This is a genomic window from Candidatus Kuenenbacteria bacterium HGW-Kuenenbacteria-1, from assembly GCA_002839745.1.
Lineage (GTDB): Bacteria > Patescibacteriota > Patescibacteriia > UBA2591 > PGYQ01 > PGYQ01.
The window spans coordinates 1-22,691 of the sequence record PGYQ01000011.1 but is presented as its reverse complement, the minus strand read 5'-3'; the positions used below and the strand labels follow the sequence as shown (position 1 = coordinate 22,691).

At 28.6% G+C, this 22,691-nt stretch carries 22 protein-coding genes and 1 pseudogene; 1 reads left to right on the top strand and 22 read right to left on the bottom strand.

Annotation, left to right across the window (positions count from 1 at the left end):
• Positions 1–662: 662 nt before the first annotated feature.
• The 22 genes and pseudogenes from CVV26_02525 to CVV26_02420 form a co-directional block, all read right to left on the bottom strand.
• Positions 663–884, bottom strand: a complete 222-nt coding sequence (locus CVV26_02525; GenBank protein ID PKL72241.1) for a hypothetical protein — start codon at positions 882–884, stop codon at positions 663–665.
• Positions 885–888: 4 nt separating this feature from the next.
• Positions 889–1,140 (bottom strand): hypothetical protein, encoded by a 252-nt coding sequence (locus CVV26_02520; GenBank protein ID PKL72240.1) that lies wholly within the window; start codon positions 1,138–1,140, stop codon positions 889–891.
• 122 nt (positions 1,141–1,262) lie between these two features.
• Complete coding sequence (locus tag CVV26_02515; GenBank protein ID PKL72239.1) at positions 1,263–1,967, bottom strand: hypothetical protein; 705 nt, start codon at positions 1,965–1,967, stop codon at positions 1,263–1,265.
• A 658-nt stretch (positions 1,968–2,625) separates the two neighbouring features.
• On the bottom strand, positions 2,626–3,141 hold the full coding sequence (locus CVV26_02510; GenBank protein PKL72238.1) for a hypothetical protein: 516 nt from the start codon (positions 3,139–3,141) through the stop codon (positions 2,626–2,628).
• A gap of 291 nt (positions 3,142–3,432) precedes the next feature.
• On the bottom strand, positions 3,433–3,585 hold the full coding sequence (locus CVV26_02505; GenBank protein ID PKL72244.1) for a hypothetical protein: 153 nt from the start codon (positions 3,583–3,585) through the stop codon (positions 3,433–3,435).
• A 57-nt stretch (positions 3,586–3,642) separates the two neighbouring features.
• A complete protein-coding gene (locus tag CVV26_02500; protein ID PKL72237.1) occupies positions 3,643–4,176 on the bottom strand; it encodes a hypothetical protein in 534 nt (177 codons plus the stop codon).
• 89 nt (positions 4,177–4,265) lie between these two features.
• Complete coding sequence (locus CVV26_02495; GenBank protein PKL72236.1) at positions 4,266–5,426, bottom strand: ATPase; 1,161 nt, start codon at positions 5,424–5,426, stop codon at positions 4,266–4,268.
• Between the two features lie 86 nt (positions 5,427–5,512).
• Positions 5,513–6,121 (bottom strand): phosphohydrolase, encoded by a 609-nt coding sequence (locus tag CVV26_02490; protein PKL72243.1) that lies wholly within the window; start codon positions 6,119–6,121, stop codon positions 5,513–5,515.
• A gap of 129 nt (positions 6,122–6,250) precedes the next feature.
• Positions 6,251–6,592: a hypothetical protein gene (locus CVV26_02485; protein ID PKL72235.1), complete on the bottom strand. Its 342-nt coding sequence runs from the start codon at positions 6,590–6,592 to the stop codon at positions 6,251–6,253.
• Entirely contained in the window at positions 6,589–6,936 is a 348-nt protein-coding gene (locus CVV26_02480) for a hypothetical protein (GenBank protein ID PKL72234.1), read from the bottom strand. Before CVV26_02480 ends, CVV26_02485 begins: the two co-directional genes overlap by 4 nt.
• Before the next feature lie 72 nt (positions 6,937–7,008).
• Positions 7,009–7,439 (bottom strand): annotated as a pseudogene (locus CVV26_02475) (hypothetical protein).
• A gap of 171 nt (positions 7,440–7,610) precedes the next feature.
• Positions 7,611–9,077 carry a lysine--tRNA ligase gene (gene lysS, locus CVV26_02470; GenBank protein PKL72233.1) on the bottom strand — a complete coding sequence of 489 codons (1,467 nt, stop codon included), beginning with the start codon at positions 9,075–9,077 and terminating at the stop codon, positions 7,611–7,613.
• Between the two features lie 138 nt (positions 9,078–9,215).
• Entirely contained in the window at positions 9,216–10,382 is a 1,167-nt protein-coding gene (locus CVV26_02465; GenBank protein PKL72242.1) for an HNH endonuclease, read from the bottom strand.
• 1 nt (position 10,383) lies between these two features.
• Positions 10,384–11,649, bottom strand: coding sequence for a DUF2130 domain-containing protein (locus CVV26_02460; GenBank protein PKL72232.1), 1,266 nt, complete (start codon positions 11,647–11,649; stop codon positions 10,384–10,386).
• A 9-nt stretch (positions 11,650–11,658) separates the two neighbouring features.
• Complete coding sequence (locus tag CVV26_02455; GenBank protein PKL72231.1) at positions 11,659–12,177, bottom strand: hypothetical protein; 519 nt, start codon at positions 12,175–12,177, stop codon at positions 11,659–11,661.
• A gap of 1 nt (position 12,178) precedes the next feature.
• Complete coding sequence (locus CVV26_02450) at positions 12,179–13,261, bottom strand: DNA methyltransferase (GenBank protein ID PKL72230.1); 1,083 nt, start codon at positions 13,259–13,261, stop codon at positions 12,179–12,181.
• A gap of 19 nt (positions 13,262–13,280) precedes the next feature.
• Entirely contained in the window at positions 13,281–13,475 is a 195-nt protein-coding gene (locus CVV26_02445; GenBank protein ID PKL72229.1) for a hypothetical protein, read from the bottom strand.
• 8 nt (positions 13,476–13,483) lie between these two features.
• Positions 13,484–14,173 carry an rRNA pseudouridine synthase gene (locus CVV26_02440; GenBank protein PKL72228.1) on the bottom strand — a complete coding sequence of 230 codons (690 nt, stop codon included), beginning with the start codon at positions 14,171–14,173 and terminating at the stop codon, positions 13,484–13,486.
• Between the two features lie 24 nt (positions 14,174–14,197).
• On the bottom strand, positions 14,198–14,653 hold the full coding sequence (locus tag CVV26_02435) for a transcription elongation factor GreA (GenBank protein ID PKL72227.1): 456 nt from the start codon (positions 14,651–14,653) through the stop codon (positions 14,198–14,200).
• Positions 14,654–14,732: 79 nt separating this feature from the next.
• Positions 14,733–16,217, bottom strand: a complete 1,485-nt coding sequence (gatA, locus tag CVV26_02430) for an Asp-tRNA(Asn)/Glu-tRNA(Gln) amidotransferase GatCAB subunit A (GenBank protein ID PKL72226.1) — start codon at positions 16,215–16,217, stop codon at positions 14,733–14,735.
• A gap of 8 nt (positions 16,218–16,225) precedes the next feature.
• Positions 16,226–19,879 (bottom strand): restriction endonuclease subunit S, encoded by a 3,654-nt coding sequence (locus CVV26_02425; protein ID PKL72225.1) that lies wholly within the window; start codon positions 19,877–19,879, stop codon positions 16,226–16,228.
• A gap of 33 nt (positions 19,880–19,912) precedes the next feature.
• Positions 19,913–20,203 (bottom strand): Asp-tRNA(Asn)/Glu-tRNA(Gln) amidotransferase GatCAB subunit C, encoded by a 291-nt coding sequence (locus CVV26_02420; GenBank protein PKL72224.1) that lies wholly within the window; start codon positions 20,201–20,203, stop codon positions 19,913–19,915.
• Between the two features lie 128 nt (positions 20,204–20,331).
• On the opposite strand from CVV26_02420, the gene CVV26_02415 reads away from it, so the two are divergent.
• Positions 20,332–22,542: a hypothetical protein gene (locus tag CVV26_02415; GenBank protein PKL72223.1), complete on the top strand. Its 2,211-nt coding sequence runs from the start codon at positions 20,332–20,334 to the stop codon at positions 22,540–22,542.
• The last annotated feature ends 149 nt before the right edge of the window (positions 22,543–22,691 follow it).

Genomic DNA, 22,691 nt, shown 5'->3' with positions numbered 1-22,691 from the left:
TAAATAATTTCTAAATAATCTCTGTAATGTACTGACCGACTTTCCGCTTTCATCTGACAATTCCTGTAAGATCATTTTTCCAATAATCCATTTTTTAAATAATTTTAGTTTTTGATTTTTACTTGCACCTAAATTGTTCCGGAAGAAAGATTTATCACAATTTTTACAAAACCATCTTTGTTTTTTATTTTTAAATCCCCACTTGATTACAGCATTGCTTTTGCAAAATGTACAATGTTTTTTTTAATGAATTAGCCATAAATTTAAATTGATTTAAATTAATTATTAATTTATTGCTAATCTTATAATAAAAATGATAAATTTACCAACACTTTTTGACCATTAAACCAAAAAAATAAATAAAGAAACATTAAGAATAATAATGGATAGAATTGGATTGTGGAAAATCAAAAGAATGCGTTTTAACGCACGTAATGGAGTCTGAATAATGTTTAATTACCTGCGACGCTCAAAATATTTAATTTAATTAATTTATCAAGGTATGACATTTCTAAATTGCTTTGACACAAAAAAATCTCTTCCAATAAAGAGACTAATTTTTCAAAAATTAAATAAAAAACAAATCAGTCCCTTCTTAAAAAGAGATTACAACAACAACCGCAACAATTTTGATTGATTTGATGGTTCATAATTTTATTAATTTATAATAATTTTATAAATTCTTCTATTGTTAAATTTGCTTGTTTAATAATACTTGATAAAAGACCGCATTTAATGTCTCTATTGTGGACTGGAATTGGAATAATCTTTTTTGTCGCTCTGTTAGCTAAAATTAAATGACTGCCAGTTTGTCTTATTTTTTCAAATCCAATTTTCTTTAAAACTTTTATAACTTTTTGAGGTCTAATTATTGGTAATCGCATAAAATTAAACCAAAGCTGGAATTCTAGAAATAATAATTTTTTCTGATTCAACAGGAATTTCTTCTTTCAAATCTTGCATTGTTTTTAAATAACCCTCAACAGCATCTTTTGCCATAGTTTCAGCTTCTTCAAATGTTTCTCCTTGGGTCGCGCATCCTGGGAGAGCTGGAATATAAACAACATAACCACCTTCTTCCGCTGGTTCAAAAATCGCTGTAAAATTATAATTTTTTTGTTTAATATTTTTTTTTATCATATTCTGATTTTGTTATATTTTTTTCCAAAAAAGAAATTACAACAACAACTACAACAATTTTGATTGATTTGGTAATTCATAATTCTAACCAAACTATACTCCTGCCAAAAACTAAACTAAAATCAAAAATCAAATTCTTCTTTTTTCCTTTCAGCGTTTTTCTTTTCCATTCTTGTAAGATAATTAAAACGTGCCTTTTTCATTTTCTTCCAAAATTCTTCACCATATTTTAATTCACCTGCAAAACCAATTTTTATTAACCATTCTTTAAATCTATCTTCAACTGTTCTTTTTCGGCTTTCTTTCAATTCCTCTCTCTTTCTTATTATTTCCATTCTGTTTTCTTTATCTACTTCAGAAGCCCCGATTTGAACTTCTGGAATTTTTGGTAATTCCGAAAATTTCATTGTTTTAAAATCCTCCTTAAGCTCTGCAATTAATTCCGTTGCTATCCTTATACAGGCTAAATTATTAGCCTTATCAAAATATCTTAAGTCAACACTCCAACTAGTATCATCTGGATCTGTACAATTACTCAAATTATCGCACTCACTTAAGTAAAATTCGCCTTTGTGTCCTTCCATTGCTTTTTTTAAATCTTCCTCTAAAACTTCCTCAAACGGAAGAGCAATTTCTTTATGTAATCTTATATAAGTTTCTAACTTTACTGTTCTTCCTCCCGACTCAAGTTGTTCTAACAACGCCGGCATTTCTTCCTTTTTTCCAATTAAAACTGCTACACTATCATCCCATCCTTCCTTGTTGATTTCTTTTTTTATTTCTTCCATTTCATCGGGATTTGAAATTCCGATTCTTAGATTTTTCATATATTTTTTATTAAAAAATAAATTTAATTTATTAAATTTTGACCTTTGTGATTTTAATATACTCCTATAAAAATTTTTGTCAATAAATTGTATCAGTATGTCGTAGCAATGTGATAATGTCATAGTACAGCAACAATATACAATAATACTTGACATAATAATACTACTTATTTATATAATAAATAAATGGACACATAGTCCTTACTTCTTCCAAGAAGTAACAAAAGAAAAACTCATTGGATCAACTCAATATTTCTCTTTCATGAAATATTTTTTTATTTTCTGAAATATTAATAATCTTTTTTTGAATATTCCATTCATCAAAATCTTTTTTATAAATTTTTTCTATCATACTTTTTAAATTAAATTTTTATTTTTTCTGCTTGTTTTATTTCTTTATATGATAACCAGAAAAAAATTACTAGTAAAATTACAGTATTAAGTGGAGCTAACCAAAAAGGATAATGTTTGCCAAATGATTCTAAAATCATTAAACAACCCCTTATACTATATCACAAAAGTGCCAAAATCAAGCACCCAAAATGTCTATTAACCCAAAAAATCTATTTTAATTTTTGTTTCTAATCCTTCTAATTCACTATCAAAGGAAAAGTTTAATAAATCTGTCATAAATTTAAAAATTAAAAAAATAATTATTTTATATTTTATTTTGAGAAAAATTTGTCACGGTTTTTATTGAACCATTTGGGATATAAGACACAGCGCCATTTTCATTTTGTAAAAGAGTAGAACGCATTGTTATTTTTATTACCATTCCCTCTTTATCGTCTATTTTAATATGATCACCAATCGCATATTGATTTTCAATTAAAATAAATAATCCTGAAATAAAATCTTTTACAATTGATTGCGCGCCAAAACTAACAGCTAATCCAATAATTCCGGTTCCAGCCAAAACTGGCCCAATATTTACACCAAAAAGATTAAAAATCATTAAAAATACAATAACATAAATAACAACATTCCCAACTCCAACAATCATCTTTCCAATTGTTTTTGCTCTTTTTTCTAAAATATTTTTTTCTTTATTTTCATTTTTAAATAATTGTTTAATTATTTTTTTAACAATTTTTTTCAAAAAAAATCTACCGCCAAAAAATAAAACAATAATCAAAAAAATATTCATTCCGTAAATTTTAATAAATTGTGTCATATAAAAAAATTAAAATTAAAGATCATTTCCTGAATAGGATAAATTAAAACTCTTATTTATTAAAGGAAAATCTGGAACAATATTTCCTTTACCTGTGTGTCCTAATACTGTCCAGTTTATAAATGATGGATCTCTGACATCAACACGAGAAATATTTCCAATAGAATCTGTAATTACAAAATAAACAATATCCCCTCTCCAACCCTCTGTTATTCCGATGCTAAAACTATTTTTTCTTAAATTAATATTTTTTTTATTTAAAATTTCTCCTTCAGATAAATTTTTTAATGCCTAATCTATAATATTTATAGAAGTAAAAACCTCTTTAACGCGAACGCGAAATCGCGAATAAACATCTCCATCTTTTTCTAATGCAATATCAAATTTAATTTGATCATAAATTGCGTAAGGATATGTTATTCGCGCGTCATGTTCAATTCCAATGAGACCCTACATAAAATTGTGTCTGGCATAGTAAAAATGTATAATTAATTTTATTATTTAATTAATTCCAGCATGCACTGGGCCAACTGGAATTTCATAAATCCCCTCTCCTTTAACTTTTTGAAATTCATACAAACCATCAACTTCTGCTGGTCTTTCTTGCCAATTAAAATCTTTTCGCAATGGGAATTTTTCTGCTGGCCAATTTTCATGAAGCAATATTGGTCGCAAATGCGGATGACCAACAGGATTAAGACCAAAAAAAGTTTTAATTTTTCTTTCATATCCAGAAGCCTCGTGAATACTTTTTGTTATAGATGGAAATTCTTTTGTGTCTTTTAATATAATATATGGAATAAAAAAAATATTTTCTCTTGGCAATCCAAAAACATAAAATATTTTAAAACAATTATTCTCATGTCTTTCGTCTGTCGCAGTTATTGTTTTTAATTGCATTTGATGCTCAAAATATAATTTTTGACAAATATTAGCAATATCCAAAATTGAAACATTAAAAACAACTGTATTGCCCTCAACTACAAACTTCAAATCATTGGAAATATATTTTTTTATAATTTTTTCTTCAATCATATTAATAAATTAAATAAAAAAAAATTAATTTTAATCTTATTTGTCATTCCTGTATAAACGAGAATCTAATTCGTATTTATTCTTAATTTTTAAAATATATTATTGGAATGTGAGGGATTTAAACTTAATAAAAATTCTTCACAAGGCAAACACAATATTCCATGTTTTTTAATTCGCTCTTTACCTTGATAAAGAAAATACGCTTTACATTCAGGATAATCCAATTTAAATGTTTTTAATGCGCGCAAATCTTCTGGCCGAATTTTATCGCTATTTTTAACTTCGATTGCCCAAAATATTTTTTCTCCATAAATAATAAAATCAACTTCTGATCCTGATTTAGTTCTCCAAAAATAAATTTTATTTTCATCTCCTTGATATGAATTCCAAGCCATAAGATGTTGAAAAATAAGTCCTTCAAGAGCTGGGCCGTTAATTTCCTCTGGTTTATCTAATGGCCCCGAAGGCCTTAATGAACAAAATACTCCCGTGTCAAAATAATAAAATTTTGAATGAGCAATAACCGCTCTTTTTGCTCGTTTTACAAATACAGGAATACGATGCGCTAATAATAAATCTTCAAGAATTGTTATATATCCCTCAACTGTTTTCCTTTCAACCTCACATTCACGAGCAACATTGCTAGTATTAAGCATTGACCCATGAGAAAAACTAATTGCTTCAAGAAATCTTGAAAAATTGCCTATATTTCTAACTAATCCTTCCATTTGCACTTCTTCTCGCACATATAAAGCAATATAAGATTTAAGAACATCTAATGGTTTATCTGCTGTTATTACTAATGGCAAAAGGCCTGTAGTTAAAGCGTTTTTTATATTAAATTTTTTGCCCAATTCTAACGCCACAAAAGGATAAAGTGTTTTTTTTAATAATCGTCCAGCAAGTAAATTTACGCCTGTTCTTTTTAATTTTCGCGAACTTGAACCTGTTAAAATAAATTGTTTATTAATTTTTTTTTCTATTAATAAATGAACAACATTTAAAAGTTCGGGTATTTTTTGAATTTCATCAATAATAATTATTTTCTTTTTTGGATAAGCAAGGACAATTTCTTTTAAACGTTCTGGCCGACTACTATAAGAACGAAAAATATCAGGTTCAAGTAAATCTATCCAAAGAGCGTTTGGATAGATTTGTTTTAACAAAGTAGATTTCCCTGTTCCGCGCGGTCCAAAAAGAAAAAAACTTTGCTTTGGCATTTTAAATAATCTTGGTATTAGTTTTTCCATATTAAGTCTAAAAATGGAATTATTGTTTCCATAATAACAAAAAGTTTAATTAATTTTTTGTTTTATTATTCTTATGTTTTAATATCTTATAATCCCCCATTAATTTCCCGCTCCATTCTATTTAAAAAATTTTCAAAAAATAAAATTCTTTCTTTACAAATCTCTTTTGCAGTTTTAGTAAATAATTTATCAATAATAAATTTAGTTTTTACTTCAAATTCAATTTGTGGACTATGCTTTGTTTTATCTTGAATACGTCCATTTGTTTTTCCATTCATATTCTCTTTAATATATTCATCTAAATTAACTTTTTTATAAATATTCGCATTATTTTTACCAATCCAACAAAATGCGCGAGCAACTCCAATAGCGCCAATAGCATCTAATTTATCAGAATCAAATAAAATTTTTGCTTCAATTGTTTTAGGTTTATTTTCTGTTTTATAACGATGCGAAATTATACAATCTTGGATATGTTTAATTTGTTCTACAGTAAAATTTAAATTTTTTAAAATTGGTTCAGCCATTTTAGCGCTTTCAATAGCATGATCAGTTTTTCCACTTGGATCACTCATTTCTTTATGTCCTCCAATATCATGTAATAAAATAGCAGGTTGTAATATATCCATATCAACATTGCTTTCGTGTTTTGCTATATTTAACGCAAGATTATACACACGAATAATATGATTCATATCATGCGCTACATCAGGTGTGTTGCTGATTTCCTTTTCAGCAATATCTTTTATTTTTTGAAATTTTTTTTCATCCATATTTTTTCAAATTAATTGAAGTTCAACTCTTATTAATTACTTTCCATTAATTCAAACACATATTTTTTCTTTTCTTGCTGCCCAATTAAAAACAAAAAAATAATTTTGCCATAGCTTATCAGAAGAACCATATTGATTTTCAAAAACAAAATAATCAACTAAGCATTCATAAACTCTAACTAATTCTTTTAATCGTTTTTTATTTTTCTGATCATCAATAGTAAAACTCAAAAGCTCCAAAGCTCTTTCAAATGCTTGTTGACTATAATCTATATTACATTTTTCTTTCCATTTAATAGTTCTCTCAACTTCACTTCCAATATTTGCCATTTGCTCAAAAAATGTTAATTTATTCCACCGACCTCCAGCTAATTGTTTATGTTTTATACTCATTTTATTATAAGCTTATTTACTATTACTATAATTTTTTTCTGTATTTCTAAATTATCAACACCTCTACTCCTATTTTCTTGCGAAGGACGCAAATTTATCATTGAATCAAATTCAATCCAATTTTCATCTTGAATTTCTGGATAAATATTTATACCCCACAAATCTTTTTGAATTGAACCATTTTCTAAAAGTAAAGCCTCTTCATCAGCATGTAATTCCGCGTCAACAACCATAATTTCTTTTTCAACATCAACAACTGCCTTAACTAAATCACCAAACATATTTTGAGACATCTGTTTTAAATCTTTTAAATTAATTTTATTTGTTATTTTTATAATTTCCATATTTTTAATTTTTTTTAAATATTTTTATTTTTCATTTAAAGAATCACTAATTTTTCATTTTTAAAATCTTTTTTACCACGCGGTCAAAATCGGACTCAAACAATTTATCTTGCACAATCCGATATTTTTCCAATTTACTTTCGATCTATCGTAATAGTCTTCGCCAAGAAAAGTGCCATTTTCAAGACGCTTACGATCCAAAACATAGCCACGAATGGCATATTGCTTGAGAACCTGAGTTGCCCATTTGCGAAATGCGGTAGCCCGCTCCGAATTAACTCGATAGCCAACAGCAATAATAGCTTCAAGGCTATAAAATAAGGTTTTTCTATTTACTTCGCGAGTGCCTTCTTTTTGAACATGTTGTCTGGCGAACAATCAAAAAGCTCTGCCATTTTCTTTTGAGTAAGCCAGATATTTTCTTCGGCATAAAGCACCTCAATATTTACCGTGCCGTCCAGTACCTGGTAAAAAGCGATTTGGTTATCAGGTAGTTTTTTCATACTAATTTTTTTGTCAAAATGTGAATAGATTTAATAAAAAATTTATTCAAACAATTCAAACTCTTTTGTTAATTCTTCCAAAATAGATTTTTTACCAAAAATTAACACTCCCAAATGTTCAACATCTTTTAAATTTTTTAATTTTTACTAACAAAATCACTGTAGCCATTTTTACATGTTTTTTAATTTCATCAACGGAAAAATTTGACATTCGCGACTTGTTTTATTCATTAAAAAAGAAAATAATCTTTCTGACATTCCAAACCCGCAAATTGGTGGCATACCGTATTCCATTGCTTCCACAAAATCTTTATCAAACATCTGCGCTTCATCATCGCCAGCATCTTTTAATTTTTGTTGATCAGCAAATCTTTCAGCTTGATCAATTGGATCATTTAATTCACTATATCCTTTTCCTAATTCTGAACCAGCTAAAATTATTTGAAATCGTTGAACTAATTCTGAATTTTTTTCTATTCTTTTTGCTAATGGCTCCATTACAATTGGAACATTAATAAGAAATCCCGGACCTGCAATATTTTTTCTACAATATTTCCATAAATTATCAATCGCTCTTGTAATATTAAAACCTTTTTTATCATATTTTATATTTAATTCTTCAAGTTTTTTTTCTATTTCTTTAATATTTACTTTTGATATATCAATGTTAGTATATTTTTTTATTGTTTCACTATAATCATAAATTTCCCATTTTTTATTTAAATCAATATCAAATTTTCCAATTTTAAATTGTAATGTGTTAAAAGTTTCTTGAGCAATATATTTAAATAATTCTTCTGTTAATTTCATTCCATCATTATAATCAGCATAAGCCCAATAAAATTCCATTTGAGTATAATCCTGCAAATGTTCGGCATCCATTCCTTCATTTCTAAATTGTCTGCCAATTTCAAAAGTTTTTTCAAAACCAGCAACCATTAATCTTTTCTGCCATAATTCGCCCATTGAAATTCTTAAATAAACATCCATATTCAAAGCATTGTGATGAGTAATAAATGGACGCGCATCAGCTCCGCCAGTAATTGTTTCTAAAACAGGAGTTTCTACTTCTAAAAAATTTTTATTAATTAAAAAAGCACGAACAGCATTCCAAAATTTTGCTTTTTTTTCTATCATTTCACGAACTTCTGGATTAAATAAAATATCCAAATATCTTTTTCTTAATTTTTCTTCTTCATCTTGAATACCATGCCATTTTTCTGGCAATGGTCTTAATGATTTAGAAATTAATTTAAAACTTTTCACCAAAAGAGTTTTTTCTTCTCTTTTAGTTAAAAATAAAATTCCTTCTACCTCAACAAAATCACCAATATCAATTAAATTAACTAAAAAATCATAATTAAATTGCTTTGCCTCAGATAATGTATCTTTGCGAAAAAAAAGTTGAATTTTTTCTTGACCATCTTCTAAATGCGCAAAACAGGATCCACCATGCAATCGAATACTTCTTAATCGCCCAACCAAAAAAATCTTGGTTTCGTTTTTGGATAATTGATCAAAATCAGCCAACGCTTCCTTACTAACATGAGTTCTTTTAACAATAGCTGGATAAGGATTAATATTTTGAGCAATAATTTTATTTAATTTTTCTAACCGCGTTTCTTTTTCGTTTGACATAAAAATTAAGTTTTAGGTTCTAAATTTATAATTTAAAATTTCTCATTTCCTGTCTGGTGGTGTTTGTTGGAAAAAGTTAGAACTCATTTTCAAAAAAATCCTGACGCTGATTTCTGAAAATTCGCTCGGTTACCTTGTTTACCGATTCCCTTTTGCTCGATTATGTGTCTTGTAAAGCATTTGACAGTTTTTGGTCGCAGTCGCGCCACCTTTACTCCAAGCCGCTACATGGTCGGCATCCATTTCGCCAAAACTCCAAATTTTACTCTTGTTAGCATCATGCCCAATGGCACAAAGCGGGCAATTTGATATTTTTTTCTTTTCAGCTTCAATCGTTTGTTTTTTGTAAACTGATTTTTTTATTACTTCATCAAAAATTCGGACTTCAAGCAATTTCGTATCAACAGAACCACCTAAAATAAACTCAGAAATACCCCTGCGGTTTTTGATATACGGATCGCCATAGAGCTTACGCACTTCGGCTGACACTTTCTTGAGGTCATAGGCTTTTTTATGATACTGCTCATACAGTCGTCCCCACTCAAGTCCGGACATCTCGCTTTCTACATCGGTAAATACACTAGAGATCCAATCGATCACACTGTTGAAATATTTTTTTAACTCATTGATATTTTTGTCGTTGCGATGAATACTCATGTAATCATCAATGTTTCCTTTGCTTGCCCAGTCTATAGCTCTCTCAAAAAATGCCTGTCGGTTTGCGCTACCTTTTATGTATGCGTTCCATTTTTGAATATTGGCATTTTGGCTGTTGCTGAACTCTTCTTTACCTAGCGTAACGAATGGTCCGGAATAGATCGCGTTTAATAATTCTTGAGGGACGAGCGGAACTCCTGCAATGTTGATCGTCTTAAACCACTCTTTTATCTGGCTTTCTGTCCCTTCGCATTCATAAATTAGTAGTTTTGTTTCCAGTATCTTTTCTTTTTTGTCTTCTGCCATACCACCAAAATATTGTAATCCGTTTTCATCTTTGATAGCAAATTTATCAGTCACAAAACGTCCAACACTCGTGATGCGCTGTTGCCCGTCTAAAACTTCCAAATTATTTTCTGATACTTTATTAAAATAGATTAAGCCAATCGGGTAATCTTTGAGTAGTGATTCGATAACAGCAACCTCTCTTTTTCCGCCATCGGAGGCATAGATATAGTTACGCTGATACTCCGGTTGAATAGTCAATTTGCCAGACAAACCAAACAAACCCTTGCCTTCAAGTTCGTTATAAACAAACCCTTCGCAAATATCTTTGATAGTAATGTTGGTTTTTAAAATTGTTTTCATATTATTTTTTTTGTTCTTTACTAATTTCTTCAAATACTTTGGCGACACTTGGACTATTGGAAGTAAGCCTCTTTATCGACAGGTCAGTAGCTTGGTTATTTGCTAATCGTAAATTATTATCAGATTTCAATAAATTTTCCTTCACTTTATTTAAGTGATCAATGGTTTTATCTATCTCTTTTATAGCTTCTGAAAATTGCGTCGAGTGCAATCTATAGTTTCTTGAAAATGCTTCTTTAAATGTATTCATGTTAGTTTCAAAATTTGATACATCAACATTTTGATTATTAAGCATATGGATTTCACGTCGGAGGTATTGTGACTTGATGTTTGCTTGGCGTAAGAATCCAATGATAGTAATAAAATGTTGAGGGCGTATGGAATACGTAAGTTCATATTCATAAACAGGAATAATGTCATCATAATATTCATTATCTTTTTCAAGAAGACTTACCAAAACAGCATATTCGCAATTTTTCTCTCTTCGATCCTTGTCTAATTCCTTAAAGAAATCCTTGTTCTTTTTTTTAGTGGCAGTGATACCATCTTCATTTTTCATCTCGAACATAATGGACAGAATTTCGTTACCATCTTCATCTAATTCTCTATAGATATAATCTCCTTTTGAGCCTGATTCTGAGATTGTATTATCTTTACCAAAACTTGCATTAGGAAATGCGATATGACGAATACGATTAAATTCATTTTCACAATGCACTTCAAGTGATTCACCAATCATTTTGGTGCTCATTTTTGAACGCATTTCTTTGAATGATACAAGAGCAGTTTCAGTAGATTTAATCTGTTCTTTAAGTTTTTCTTCACTTAGTTCTTTCTCATGCTTGATATTATTTATTTCAGTGTCTTTTTCGTTTATCTTTTCTTGATATTCTTTCTCTATTCTCTGTTTTTCTTGAAGAGCTTCTAACTTCACATTTGCTTCTGTCATTTCTGCAACACTTTCTAACTTTGAACTAAGTGCAACAATTTCCTTATCTTTTTCAGACGAGTTTTCTTTCGCACGATCTGCCCACTCTTTTTCTTTAAGTTCTAACCTTAAGTTATTTTCACGTTCAATAGTATCCTTTTCTTTTTTCAATTCAGCATTAAATGCATCATGTTTTATTGAATTAACCACATTCGTGATTGTTGTTTTGTCGATGTCAGTTTCATGAATAGACTTTAAATCAATTATGTCACCCTTTGAGCCATCTTCTAATAAAATTAAGGTGTTTTCGTCTTGAATTGATACTTTAACTTTTTTCATATAATTTTATTAAATAAATTTTAATGATAAACCACTATTTGGTTTTGCAATAAAATTGTAATAATTTTTATTATCCCTTAATGTTGTTAAAGCCTCCTGTGTGTTTTCTATCTTGGAACCTAATAAATTGTCTGATTCTACTCTATGATTTTGTGACTCCTTTGCTCTATAAATTTGTAGACCCTTATTATTTTTTAGTGCAAAAACACAAAGACCTCTCATATAAAATCTATTAAACTCTGTTTTAGCAAAAACTTCATTAACATCAAAAGGAACATCTTTTTCTATAATATTTCCTTTTTTATCATGACTAATTTCTTTCGTTTTAAAAAACCCAATAAGTTCCTGACTTAAAGTTTCCTCATCACCATTTTCTATGTTTTTAAGTAAAATATCAGAATATCTACTATTACCCTCATCAGTAAATCTTGTACTTTTTGATAAAATTCCTTTATTTAAATCAAGTAATACTTCCTCTTTCATTAAATTTATTATTTCTTTGTTTAAATCTAAAAAATTGTATTTCATATTATTTTTTCTTATGCCTAATTAAAACTCTAAAATACGGACAAGTTCCATTTTTCAATCTTAAATCTTTATTATCATCTCCGTGTCTAAACTTTACAATATCAAACTGGTCAGGATTATATTTATCCAAAAAACTAATCGGCACGCCCATTACGCCATTATAATCGCTCGGGATGGCATCGGTAAATGATACTTCTATGGCATCGTAATTGTCATATTTATCATACGCTTTTTTGCCTTTAATTTCTTTGTGCTTGCTGTATTTCAAATTTTCTTCCATTGTCATAAGTGGCAATGGTTGGTGACGACGCCCATGGTCAAGATTGGTAAACCAACAAACATTCCTAAATTTTACTAAACCGGTTTCGGGCATATAAACCCCCTCTCCATATTCTTTGGCAAAAGGGGTGAAAAAATAAGCATTACCGGCGTGAAAGCCATTACCAAGCCACATTTTGTTTTCTTTTATCAATGGAAATATTTCTTTGTAAGTAATCGCATTCATACTGCCAATAATAAGAAATTTTTTATCATAATCAAAAAGTTGCTTAACATACTCTCGAAACAAACTGAAAGGTGGATTTGTCACTACAATATCAGATTGTTTTAATAGTTCTATACATTCCTCGCTACGGAAATCACCGTTGCCTTCAAGCGGTGTCCATTCATTATGTTTATTTGCCTTTAACTGTAAGGCAACATCCTTCAAATTAAATTCACCGTCACCATCCATGTCATACACTTCATTAATAATAAATTTATTGGCGGTTATTTTAGGACGACTCTTTGATTTAGGGAGAGTTTTATCATCACCAAATAATCCCAGTTGAGTATTGGCTATTGGCGAAGGTTTATAGCTAGTAGTAATAAGTTGTTTCAGTCCAAGTTTTTTGAAATTAAGCACAAAATAACGAAAAAAATTGCTCTCAAATGGATCATCGCAGTTGCAATACACAACCTTGCCACGAAATACATCAGGGTTGTATTCCAAATATGCTCCAATTTCTTTTTGAATATCAATAAACTGAGTATAAAACTCATCATTTTTTGCCTTTTTTGCATTTGTAAGATTTTTGTTTGCCATATTTTATTTCATTAAATCATCAAGCGAAACACCCAAAGCGTCCGCAATTTTTTTTAACAATATCAATGGTAGGATTGGGCGTTGCTCCCGCTTCTATTTTGGTCAGTGTATGCAAAGTAACGCCAGCAAGTTTGGACAGCTTGTCTTGAGAAATACCGAGCTTGTTTCGGTATTTCTTTATGTTGTCCCCGATTGTTTCTTTTTCATTTGACATAAAATAATTTATTTTTTTAATTTAAAAAATTTCCACTTTGCTTCTGCTAAATTTCCTAATTCCCAATCACTAATCCTTACTCGAACTAAATCATCAACCAAAAAATTAATATTCTTAAACATCCTTCTAATCTGTCGTTTTTTACCTTCAGTTAAAATTATTTTAAATTTATTATCACCTAAATATATAACTTCTTTTGCTTTAACAATTCCATCACCTTCGCCGATATCAATACCTTTTTTAAATTTTTCAATTATTTCTTTTGGTTTAAAAATTGAAAATTGATCATTGAAAATTTTAACCTGATATTCTTTTTCACGCTCATATCTAGGATGAGTTAAATGCTCAGACCAATTACCATCATTAGTTAAAATTACCAAACCACGACTATTTTTATCTAAACGTCCAACGATAATTAATCTATTTGCTTCTAATGGCAACAATTCAAAAATATTTTTTTCTTTTTTAAATTTTCTATTAGTGCAAACATAGCCAATTGGTTTATTTAATTTAATATAAATTTTTTCTTTTGGTAGTTCTAATTTTTCATTTCCTATTTCAACTATATCGCCTTGCTCTATTGTTTGACTTGATTCAACTTTCTGCCCATTTACCCTAACTATCCCAGTTTTAATTAATTCTTTAGCTTTCCGTCGTGAACAAAAACCAGAAGAAGCAATAAATTTTCGCAAAATCATATATATTTTTTTTATTAATTTTTTCTAACTAATTTTTAAAACAGTATATTCTACCAATCCTTTTGGAGTTTTAACTTCTATTGAATCACCCACAGCATGTCCCATTAAAGCACTTCCTAAAGGAGATTCATTTGATATTTTATTTTGAGAAGGATCCGCTTCCGCGCTTCCGACAATGGAATATTTTTTATATTGTCCATTGTATTTAATTTCAACAATAGATCCAAACGAAATATTATTTTGATTTTTTGATTTTTCAACAATTACCACAATTTGTATCATATGTTCTAATTCAGCTATTTCTCTTTCTAATAAAACTTGATCATCTTTCGCTTCGCTATATTCCGCATTTTCTGATAAATCTCCCAAGTCTTTAGCACTAGCAATTTTTTCAGCTACTTGCGGACGTTTAATATTTTTTAAAAATTGAAGTTTTTCAACCAATTTTTCAAATTTTTCTCTTGAAATAAATTTCTGCATAATAATAAAATAAATAAATAAATAAATTTGTAAATCAGTATACTTTAAAAAGAAAAACTCTGCAATCTTTTTTCTTTTTTTATTTTATTTTATTTTGCGTTTTTTCATACGCATTTCCTATTCTTAAAATTGTTTCTTCATCAAAATGTTTTCCGATAATTTGAAAAGCAGTGGGTAAGCTTTCACCATCACTTACAATATATTCTTTCGCTTTTTCTTTTATTTTTATTTTTCCACATGGTACTGTCAAAGACGGAACACCAGCCAAATTTATAGGCACAGTAAACGCATCGATCAAATACATTGCCAATGGATTTTCTATTTTTTCTCCAATTTTAAAAGGCAAAATGGGCGAGACAGGACAAATAATCGCATCATATTTTTCAAATGCTTTAATATATTCTTGTTTAATTAATGTGCGTATTTTTGTCGCTTTTAAATAATAAGCGTCATAATAACCAGATGACAAGGCGTATGTACCCATCATAATACTTCTTTTGACTTCATCTCCAAACCCATTTGTTTTTGTTTCAAAATATACATCAGATAAATTTTGTGATTTGACATTTGAGTTTCCATAACGAATACCATCATAACGCGCTAGATTTGCGCTGGCCTCAGCTTTGGCAATAATATAATAAGAGGCAATGGCATATTTAGTCATTGGTAAATTTATTTCTTCTATTTTTGCGCCTAAATTTTCAAACACTTTTAATGCTTTGTAAATTGATTCCTTAATTTTTAAATCCAATCCTTGCTCAAAAAATTCTCGAGGCAATCCTATTTTTATTCCTTTAATGTCTTTGTTTAAATTTGCGCTATAATTTGGAACATTTTTAAAACTTGTAGTTGAGTCTAATTTATCATTTCCAGCAATAGCTTCCAATACAATTGCTGCATCCTCAACTGTTTTAATAATAGGACCAGCCTGTTCCAATGAAGAAGCATAAGCAGTAATTCCAAAACGACTCACTCGACCATAAGTAGGTTTTAATCCAACCATTCCACAAAAAGCAGCTGGTTGACGAATACTACCGCCAGTATCAGTACCAATAGAATAAATACATTCATTGGCCACAACAGAAGCAGCTGAACCACCAGAAGATCCGCCGGCAGTTCGTTCTAAATCATATGGATTTTTTGTTGACCCAAAAGCTGAATTTTCTGTGCTTGAACCCATAGCAAATTCATCACAATTTTGTTTCCCTAATATCACAAATCCATTTTCTTTAAGTTTTTTAATGACTGTGCAATCATATGGAGGAATAAAATTTTCTAAAATTTTTGAGCAAGCTGTTGTTCTTATTCCTTTTGTGCAAAGTAAATCTTTTATTCCAGCTGGAATTCCTTCTAAAATTTTGATTGTTTCATTTTGAGCAATTTTATCATCCACTTTTTTTGCTTGTTCTAATGCTTCTTTTTCTGTAATCAAAACAAAGGAATGAATTTTGTCATCCTGTTTTTTAATTTGATGTAAACAAGCCCGAGTCAACTCAACGCTAGAAAAATCTTTTTTCATCAATCCGTCATGACATTGTTTAATTGTTAATTCGTTTAGAAACATAGGAAAAATTATTTTTCAAGATATTTTTTTAATATTTCTTCTTTTTGTTTTGGAATTTCTGTAAGTTCTTTTTCTAATTCATTTATTTTTTCTTCAATTTTTTCTATTTTTGAAACAACTTTTTGTTGTTCAAAAAGTGGTGGAAGTGGGATTTTAAATCCTTTAATCTTTTCAGCATTCAAGTTAGGTTGAGCAACTATAACACTATTGGCTTTTACTTGATCCCAATACATTTTTGTTTTTGTAAAATTAAATAAATATTGTGGTAAAACTTTATTTTCGTCAATAATCAATCTAATAAGATATGAAGCAAAAATCATTTTTTCATATTTATTAGATTTATAAATAGCTGATTTTCCAACGCTACCGCTTCTTGCTATTACAATATCATTATTATTTAAGAGAAATTGATTTTTTGTTTCCTTACTTGGATTAATAAATTTCGCTTCATTCTTTAAATTTATACTTCCATTATCGTTTAAGTCAGTAATTCTTAAATAGCGAATTTCTCCTTTGCTTGTCGCTTTATCTGTAAATCCATATTGTGTATTTGCAATTTGTCCAACCTTAACCAACTCCCACTTACCTTCAATTAATTGTGGTATTGTATTTTTTAATTTCTCAACTTCCTCTTTGTTTTTTTCTTCTTTTTCTTCTAATTTTTTTATTTCATCAATGATTTTTTCTTGAATATCTTTCGGCGGGAGAGGAATTTTTTGCTCATAAGCGCTTCCCACTGTAATAAAAGGTTGTGCTGTCCCAGATTTCACCCAATAATTTTCATTATTAATATACTCAAATAAAAATCTCAAAAGAATATTTTTTTTATTTTTAATTACAATTGTATTCTTTATCGCAGTCCATTTACCTGTTGCATAAAAACATCTTCCACATCTCGCTCCAATTGCTGACAAAATAATAGCATCTTCTTTGTTTTCAAAAAAATCCGTCTTGCCGTCTAACCCTGTTGCACTATAAACATTATATCGTCCATTTTCTTTAAAAATAGATTTTGTTAAATTTGTATTTCCCCAATCAATTTGTGCAACCTCACTTAATTTCTTAACCTCCCACCTACTCTCAATTTTTAACTTTTTTTTTGCACTTAATAAAATTGTTTTTTCAAAATCAACTCTGTCAAAAGTCAACATATTTATTAAATTGTGCCTTGAAATATTTTTTGCTATATTTTCAGAAATAGGAAAATCATAATCACCACTAAATGCTTTGTAAATATAAGTGCTAGCTTTTTCTGGATTATCAAAAACTTCTGTATCAAAAAGTTGGGTGCATTCGTCTATTGTTTTTCCTCTTTGTATTGGATGCATTCCCTCGCTTCCTCTGCGATTACTAAATTCATAACCTAAAAATCCTTTTTCAGCATCTTTTTCGCCAGTTTTTACTACTACAACTTTTTGATTATAAGCAATAATAAAATATAAAAGTTTTTCATTTTCTTTTTTTAACACTATCTCCCAAAATTCTTTTTCATTTTTTACTTTTATTTTCTTTTTATATTCTTTGTAGATTTCATGATTACAAATAACTTCATTCGGTTCTTTTTTTATTAAAGTTATATAATCAACAAAATTAATTCCTTCCCATACATTTTTTATAAATTTAGTTATTGGTTTTTCTATGCCATTCATAGTAACATCTTGCATTTTGTCAAAAAAATTATTAACTGAATTTTGTAAATTAATTATTATATTATTATTTTTTCTTCGTAAAAACAAAACAACTGTTTTTGTTCCTGTTGCCATAAAAGTATTACTACCCAATTCTGCAATAGCAATAATTTTAAAATTTTGTAAAATAATTTCTCTAGCTTTTGTATAAATACCTGTATTACTTAAAATAGAACTTGGCAAAACAACAGCGGCGATTCCGCCTTCTTTTAAAAGTTGTTTTGTTCTTTCTATAAATAAACATTCTATTTCTGAACTATTGTCAGTAAGATATTTATATAAAGTAAAATCTTTGTCTGCAAATAAATTTTTTAAATCTCCCTTAAATGAAGAGACAGAATAAGGTGGGTTTGAAACAACAAAAGAAAATTTTGCTTTTTCAGAATCGTCAATATTCTCTTTCAACAATCCAACAAAACTTTTAGAATTTGCAAAATTATCCAAACCATCGCCATAAACTATTTGCGCCAAACCATCGCCATAAAAATAACAACCGACTTTCGCGACTTTTACTAATCTATAATCTTTTTCTATTCCATAAATATATTTTGATGCCCAATCATATGGATTCTCTCGCCATTTTTTTGCATCTTTTTTCGCATTTGGATAATGTAAAGAATCAATATCTATTTTATCTAAAATATCCTGATATGCCTCCATTATTTCAGTAATAAAATGCCCGCTACCAGCGGCATAATCTATAACAGCCGGCAATTTTGAAATTACCTGATCTAAATCTTTTTCAATATATTCTTTTAACGGAATACTTTTGATAATAAATTTTGTAATTAGCGGAGGTGTAAAAAATTGTCCTGCTTCTTGTTTTAAACCAGTAGTTAATAATCTTTCAAAAAAATCAGAAAGATGTTGTTGTTTTCTTGGGTATCTTATTTGATATTGTTGTAATAATTCCACAACTTCTTTTAATACTTTTTGATTATCTTCAAAAGTTTCATTATCAAAAACTTCTTTTATCGCAAAAACATTATTAAAAATTAATAATTTTTTCTTTTTACTTTTTCGTTCTTCTTCTGTTTTATATGCAGAAAAATCGCTATCACTAATACCTTCTATTTCTTTTTGTAAAAAAGCATATATCCCGTCTTTGTGTAAATTAATTAATCTAACCTGAAAATCAATAGCATCGTCTGTTTTTTCTTTCCATTGAAAATCTAATTCATCTATATCATTTTTTTGCTCATCAAGAATTTTTGCTAAAAAAAGATTAAAAATTTTATTAAAAGCATTTGGTTTATCTGAAATAGAATGTTTGCGAAGAATAGAAAGAAAACTATTAAAAATAAACCCGCTATCTTCGTCTTTTAAAATTTTAAGATCTTTTTTTGTAAGTGATTTATTTTCAAAATTATATGTAGAGACCCATTCCTCAAAAATTCCATTTTGATTTGTAATTTTATTCCATCTATTATAAAAGTCTGCGACATTGCCAGCATTTCTATAATGTTCTTCAATTTTTATTATTTCATTTTTATATTCTATTTTTTCATTATTTAATTGAGAAGTGTATAGCATTAAAACTTCTGCATTTGTATCATTTTGAAAATAAGTAAAAAGCTGTCCACCATCTTTGTTTATGTTTTTTAATTCTTTTTCAAATTCTTTTCCAAAAGTTTTACATTCAATCATTAAAAATGCTTTGCCTTCTTTTTCTACAAAAATATCCACTCTGCCACCGCTTACTCCATGCCCCACCTTAAACCTTTTTTCTAAAGTTATATCTTCTGGTTTATATCCTTTTTCGAGAAGCCGATTTACACATTCCAAAACCACCCAATTTTCTTCTTTAGAAAAATTTTGAGTTGTCCCACTTTCTGATTTTATTTTATTGCCATAATTAATTTGCTCTTTATTAAAATCAACTTCAATAATAAAATTATTATACTTTTTTGCAAAAATATTTTCTACATTTTCTTTTGGAGAAAAACCTATTTTTTGTATTAATTTTTTCTTCATTATAAATAAATATTAATAAAATTAAAAAATACTTTAAAACACTGACGGTATTTTAATATATCCATCTTCTGTGTTTGGCGCGCATTGTAATAATGCTTGTTTTTCTGATTTTTCTTTTTCATTTATTTCATCTTGTCTGTAAATATTTTTTAAACCAATGATTTGGTTGGTTGGTTTCACATTTTCTGTATCCACTTCATCTAATTGTTTTGCATAATCCAAAACAGAAGAAAGTTGCTGAGCAAATTTCTTTTTTTCTTGGTCTGTTAATTTTAATCGAGCCAATTTTGCAATATGCTCAACTTCTTGAATAGTTAGGTTCATAAAAGATTTCTAAATTAAAAATAATTTAAAAAATTATAACACATTTCAATTATTTAATAAATTGAATTTATTTATAAATAGTTTTATACTTTTACTAAAGCCTGTTAATTAATAAATACTTTTAAAATATGTTTAAAAATTTTAATTTTTCTGGATTTTCATTAATTGAACTTCTTGTTACCATTGGAATTCTAATGATTACAATGTTGAGTATTTATGGAATGTTTGATATGGCTCGTAAAACTTTAGGAGCCAGTAAAGCAAAAATTATTGCTACTCAACTAGCTAATCAACAAATAGAAATAATTAGAAATTTACCTTATGCCAAAATTGGAACAACCGAGGGTTGGCCACATGGTGAAATCCCTAGTTCTCAAAAAATAACCAAGAATGGAATAGAATTTACTATTCAAACAAACCCAACTTATATTGATGATGCTTTTGATAGATTAGCGACTGATGTTATAAATCCCGACACAACTCCTTCAGATTATAAAAAAATAGAAGTTAAAGTAAGTTGGAATAAATTTTCAGGCAAGTCAGTATCTCTAATTTCCACATTTTCTCCCAAAGGAATAGAATCAGCGTCTAATACTGGAACTCTTTTTGTCACAGTATTTGACGCTAATGGAATAAATGTGCCAGAAGCTTCTGTTTCTGTAAATAATACTGATGTTATTCCTAATATATTAATTAATTCTCAAACTAATAATGAAGGTCTTTTACAACTTTTTAGTCTACCCGTTTCTACAGGTAAATACCATATTGTTGCAACAAAAAATGGATTTTCTACTGATTATACTTTACCCTCTAACCCTCCTTCTAATCCAAACCCAATTAAACCAGACGCTACTATATTAGAAAATAAAGTTACAAGTATTAGTTTTTCTATTGACAAATTAACCACTCTAAATATTTATAGCGTTAATGAAAATTGTCAATCTATTGGAAATGCTAATTTTAATTTTCAAGGAGCAAAATTAATTGGTGCAGATCCTAATGTTTATAAATATTCCCAAAATCTAATTACTGATTCTTTTGGAAAATTTATTTTTAATAATAATTTAGAATGGGATACTTACACAACTAATCTTATTCCTTTAATATCAGATAATTATAATTTAGCTGGAACTAATCCTTTTCAACCTTTAGGAATTCAACCAAATACAACGCAAGATTTTTATTTAATTTTAAAACCAAAAACCGACAACAATCTTTCTGTTATTGTTAAAGATGCTGGATCTAATCAACCATTATCTGAAGCCCAAGTTCGTCTTTATAAAACAGGATATGATGAAACAAAAATTACTGGCTGTGGCGTTTTAAGACAAACTAATTGGCAAGGAGGATCAAGCCAAGAAAATTTTATTGATCAAACAAAATATTTTTCAGACAATGGGAATATTGATACAACCACTACGCCTGGAGATGTTTTTTTAACTTCAGAAGGAAAACCGACTGATCATTTTAAAGAAGAATTTGAAAATGATGCTTATAAAGATGCAACTCAAACAACGGGCGAATGGAATATTCAAGAACATGAAGCAAAATTAAAATATGAAAATGGAAAATATCATTCTTCAGACACAATTCAATCTTTAAAAGTTAATACCTCTAATAGAACTATTGAACATGCAACAATAGCTATACAAAAAAAAATAAATGGACAAACAATTGATCTTTTTCTTTCAGCTGATGGAGGTAATCATTTTGAATTAGTTTCTCCGGGCCAATCAATTAAATTTACTAATCCAGGGTATGACCTTCGTTGGAAAGCAATTTTAAGAACAGACAATCTACAAAAAACTCCAGTAATAGAAAAAATTTCTCTTAATTGGAAATTTTCTGGAACCTATCCTATGTTAGGAGAACTTATTTCCTCTACTTTTGATCTTGGCAATTCAAGAGTAGATTATGGAAATATTTTTTGGCAACCTGAAACACAAATTCCAAATTGCGGAACTAATTGTTTAAAATTTCAAATAGCCACAAGTCCAACAATTTCTCCTGCAACATGGGAATTTAAAGGACCAGATGGAACAGCTAATACTTATTATACAAATAGTAATACAACAATAAATATTATTCATCGCGATTTTCGTTACTTTAGATATAAGGCTTTTCTTTCTACTCAAGATGCGGATTATTCTCCAACTTTTTCAGATCTTTTTATTAGTTTTGTTACTGTTTGCAGTCTTCCTGGACAGGTTTTCTTTTCTCCTTTACAAAGCGATATTTATACTTTAGAAATCAATATGCAGGGATATCAATCTATTAAAGAGACTATTGATGTTTCTTTGATAAAAAAAATAGAAATTCCGTTGTCAAAAAGTGAATAAAGAAAATGTAAAATGCAAAAATTTAAAAATAATCAGTAATCCGTAACAAGGGGTTAATAGACATTTTGGGTGCTTGATTTTGGCACTTTTGTGATATAGTATAAGGGGTTTTTTAATAATTTTAATTTAATAAATAAAATGTCAAAAAA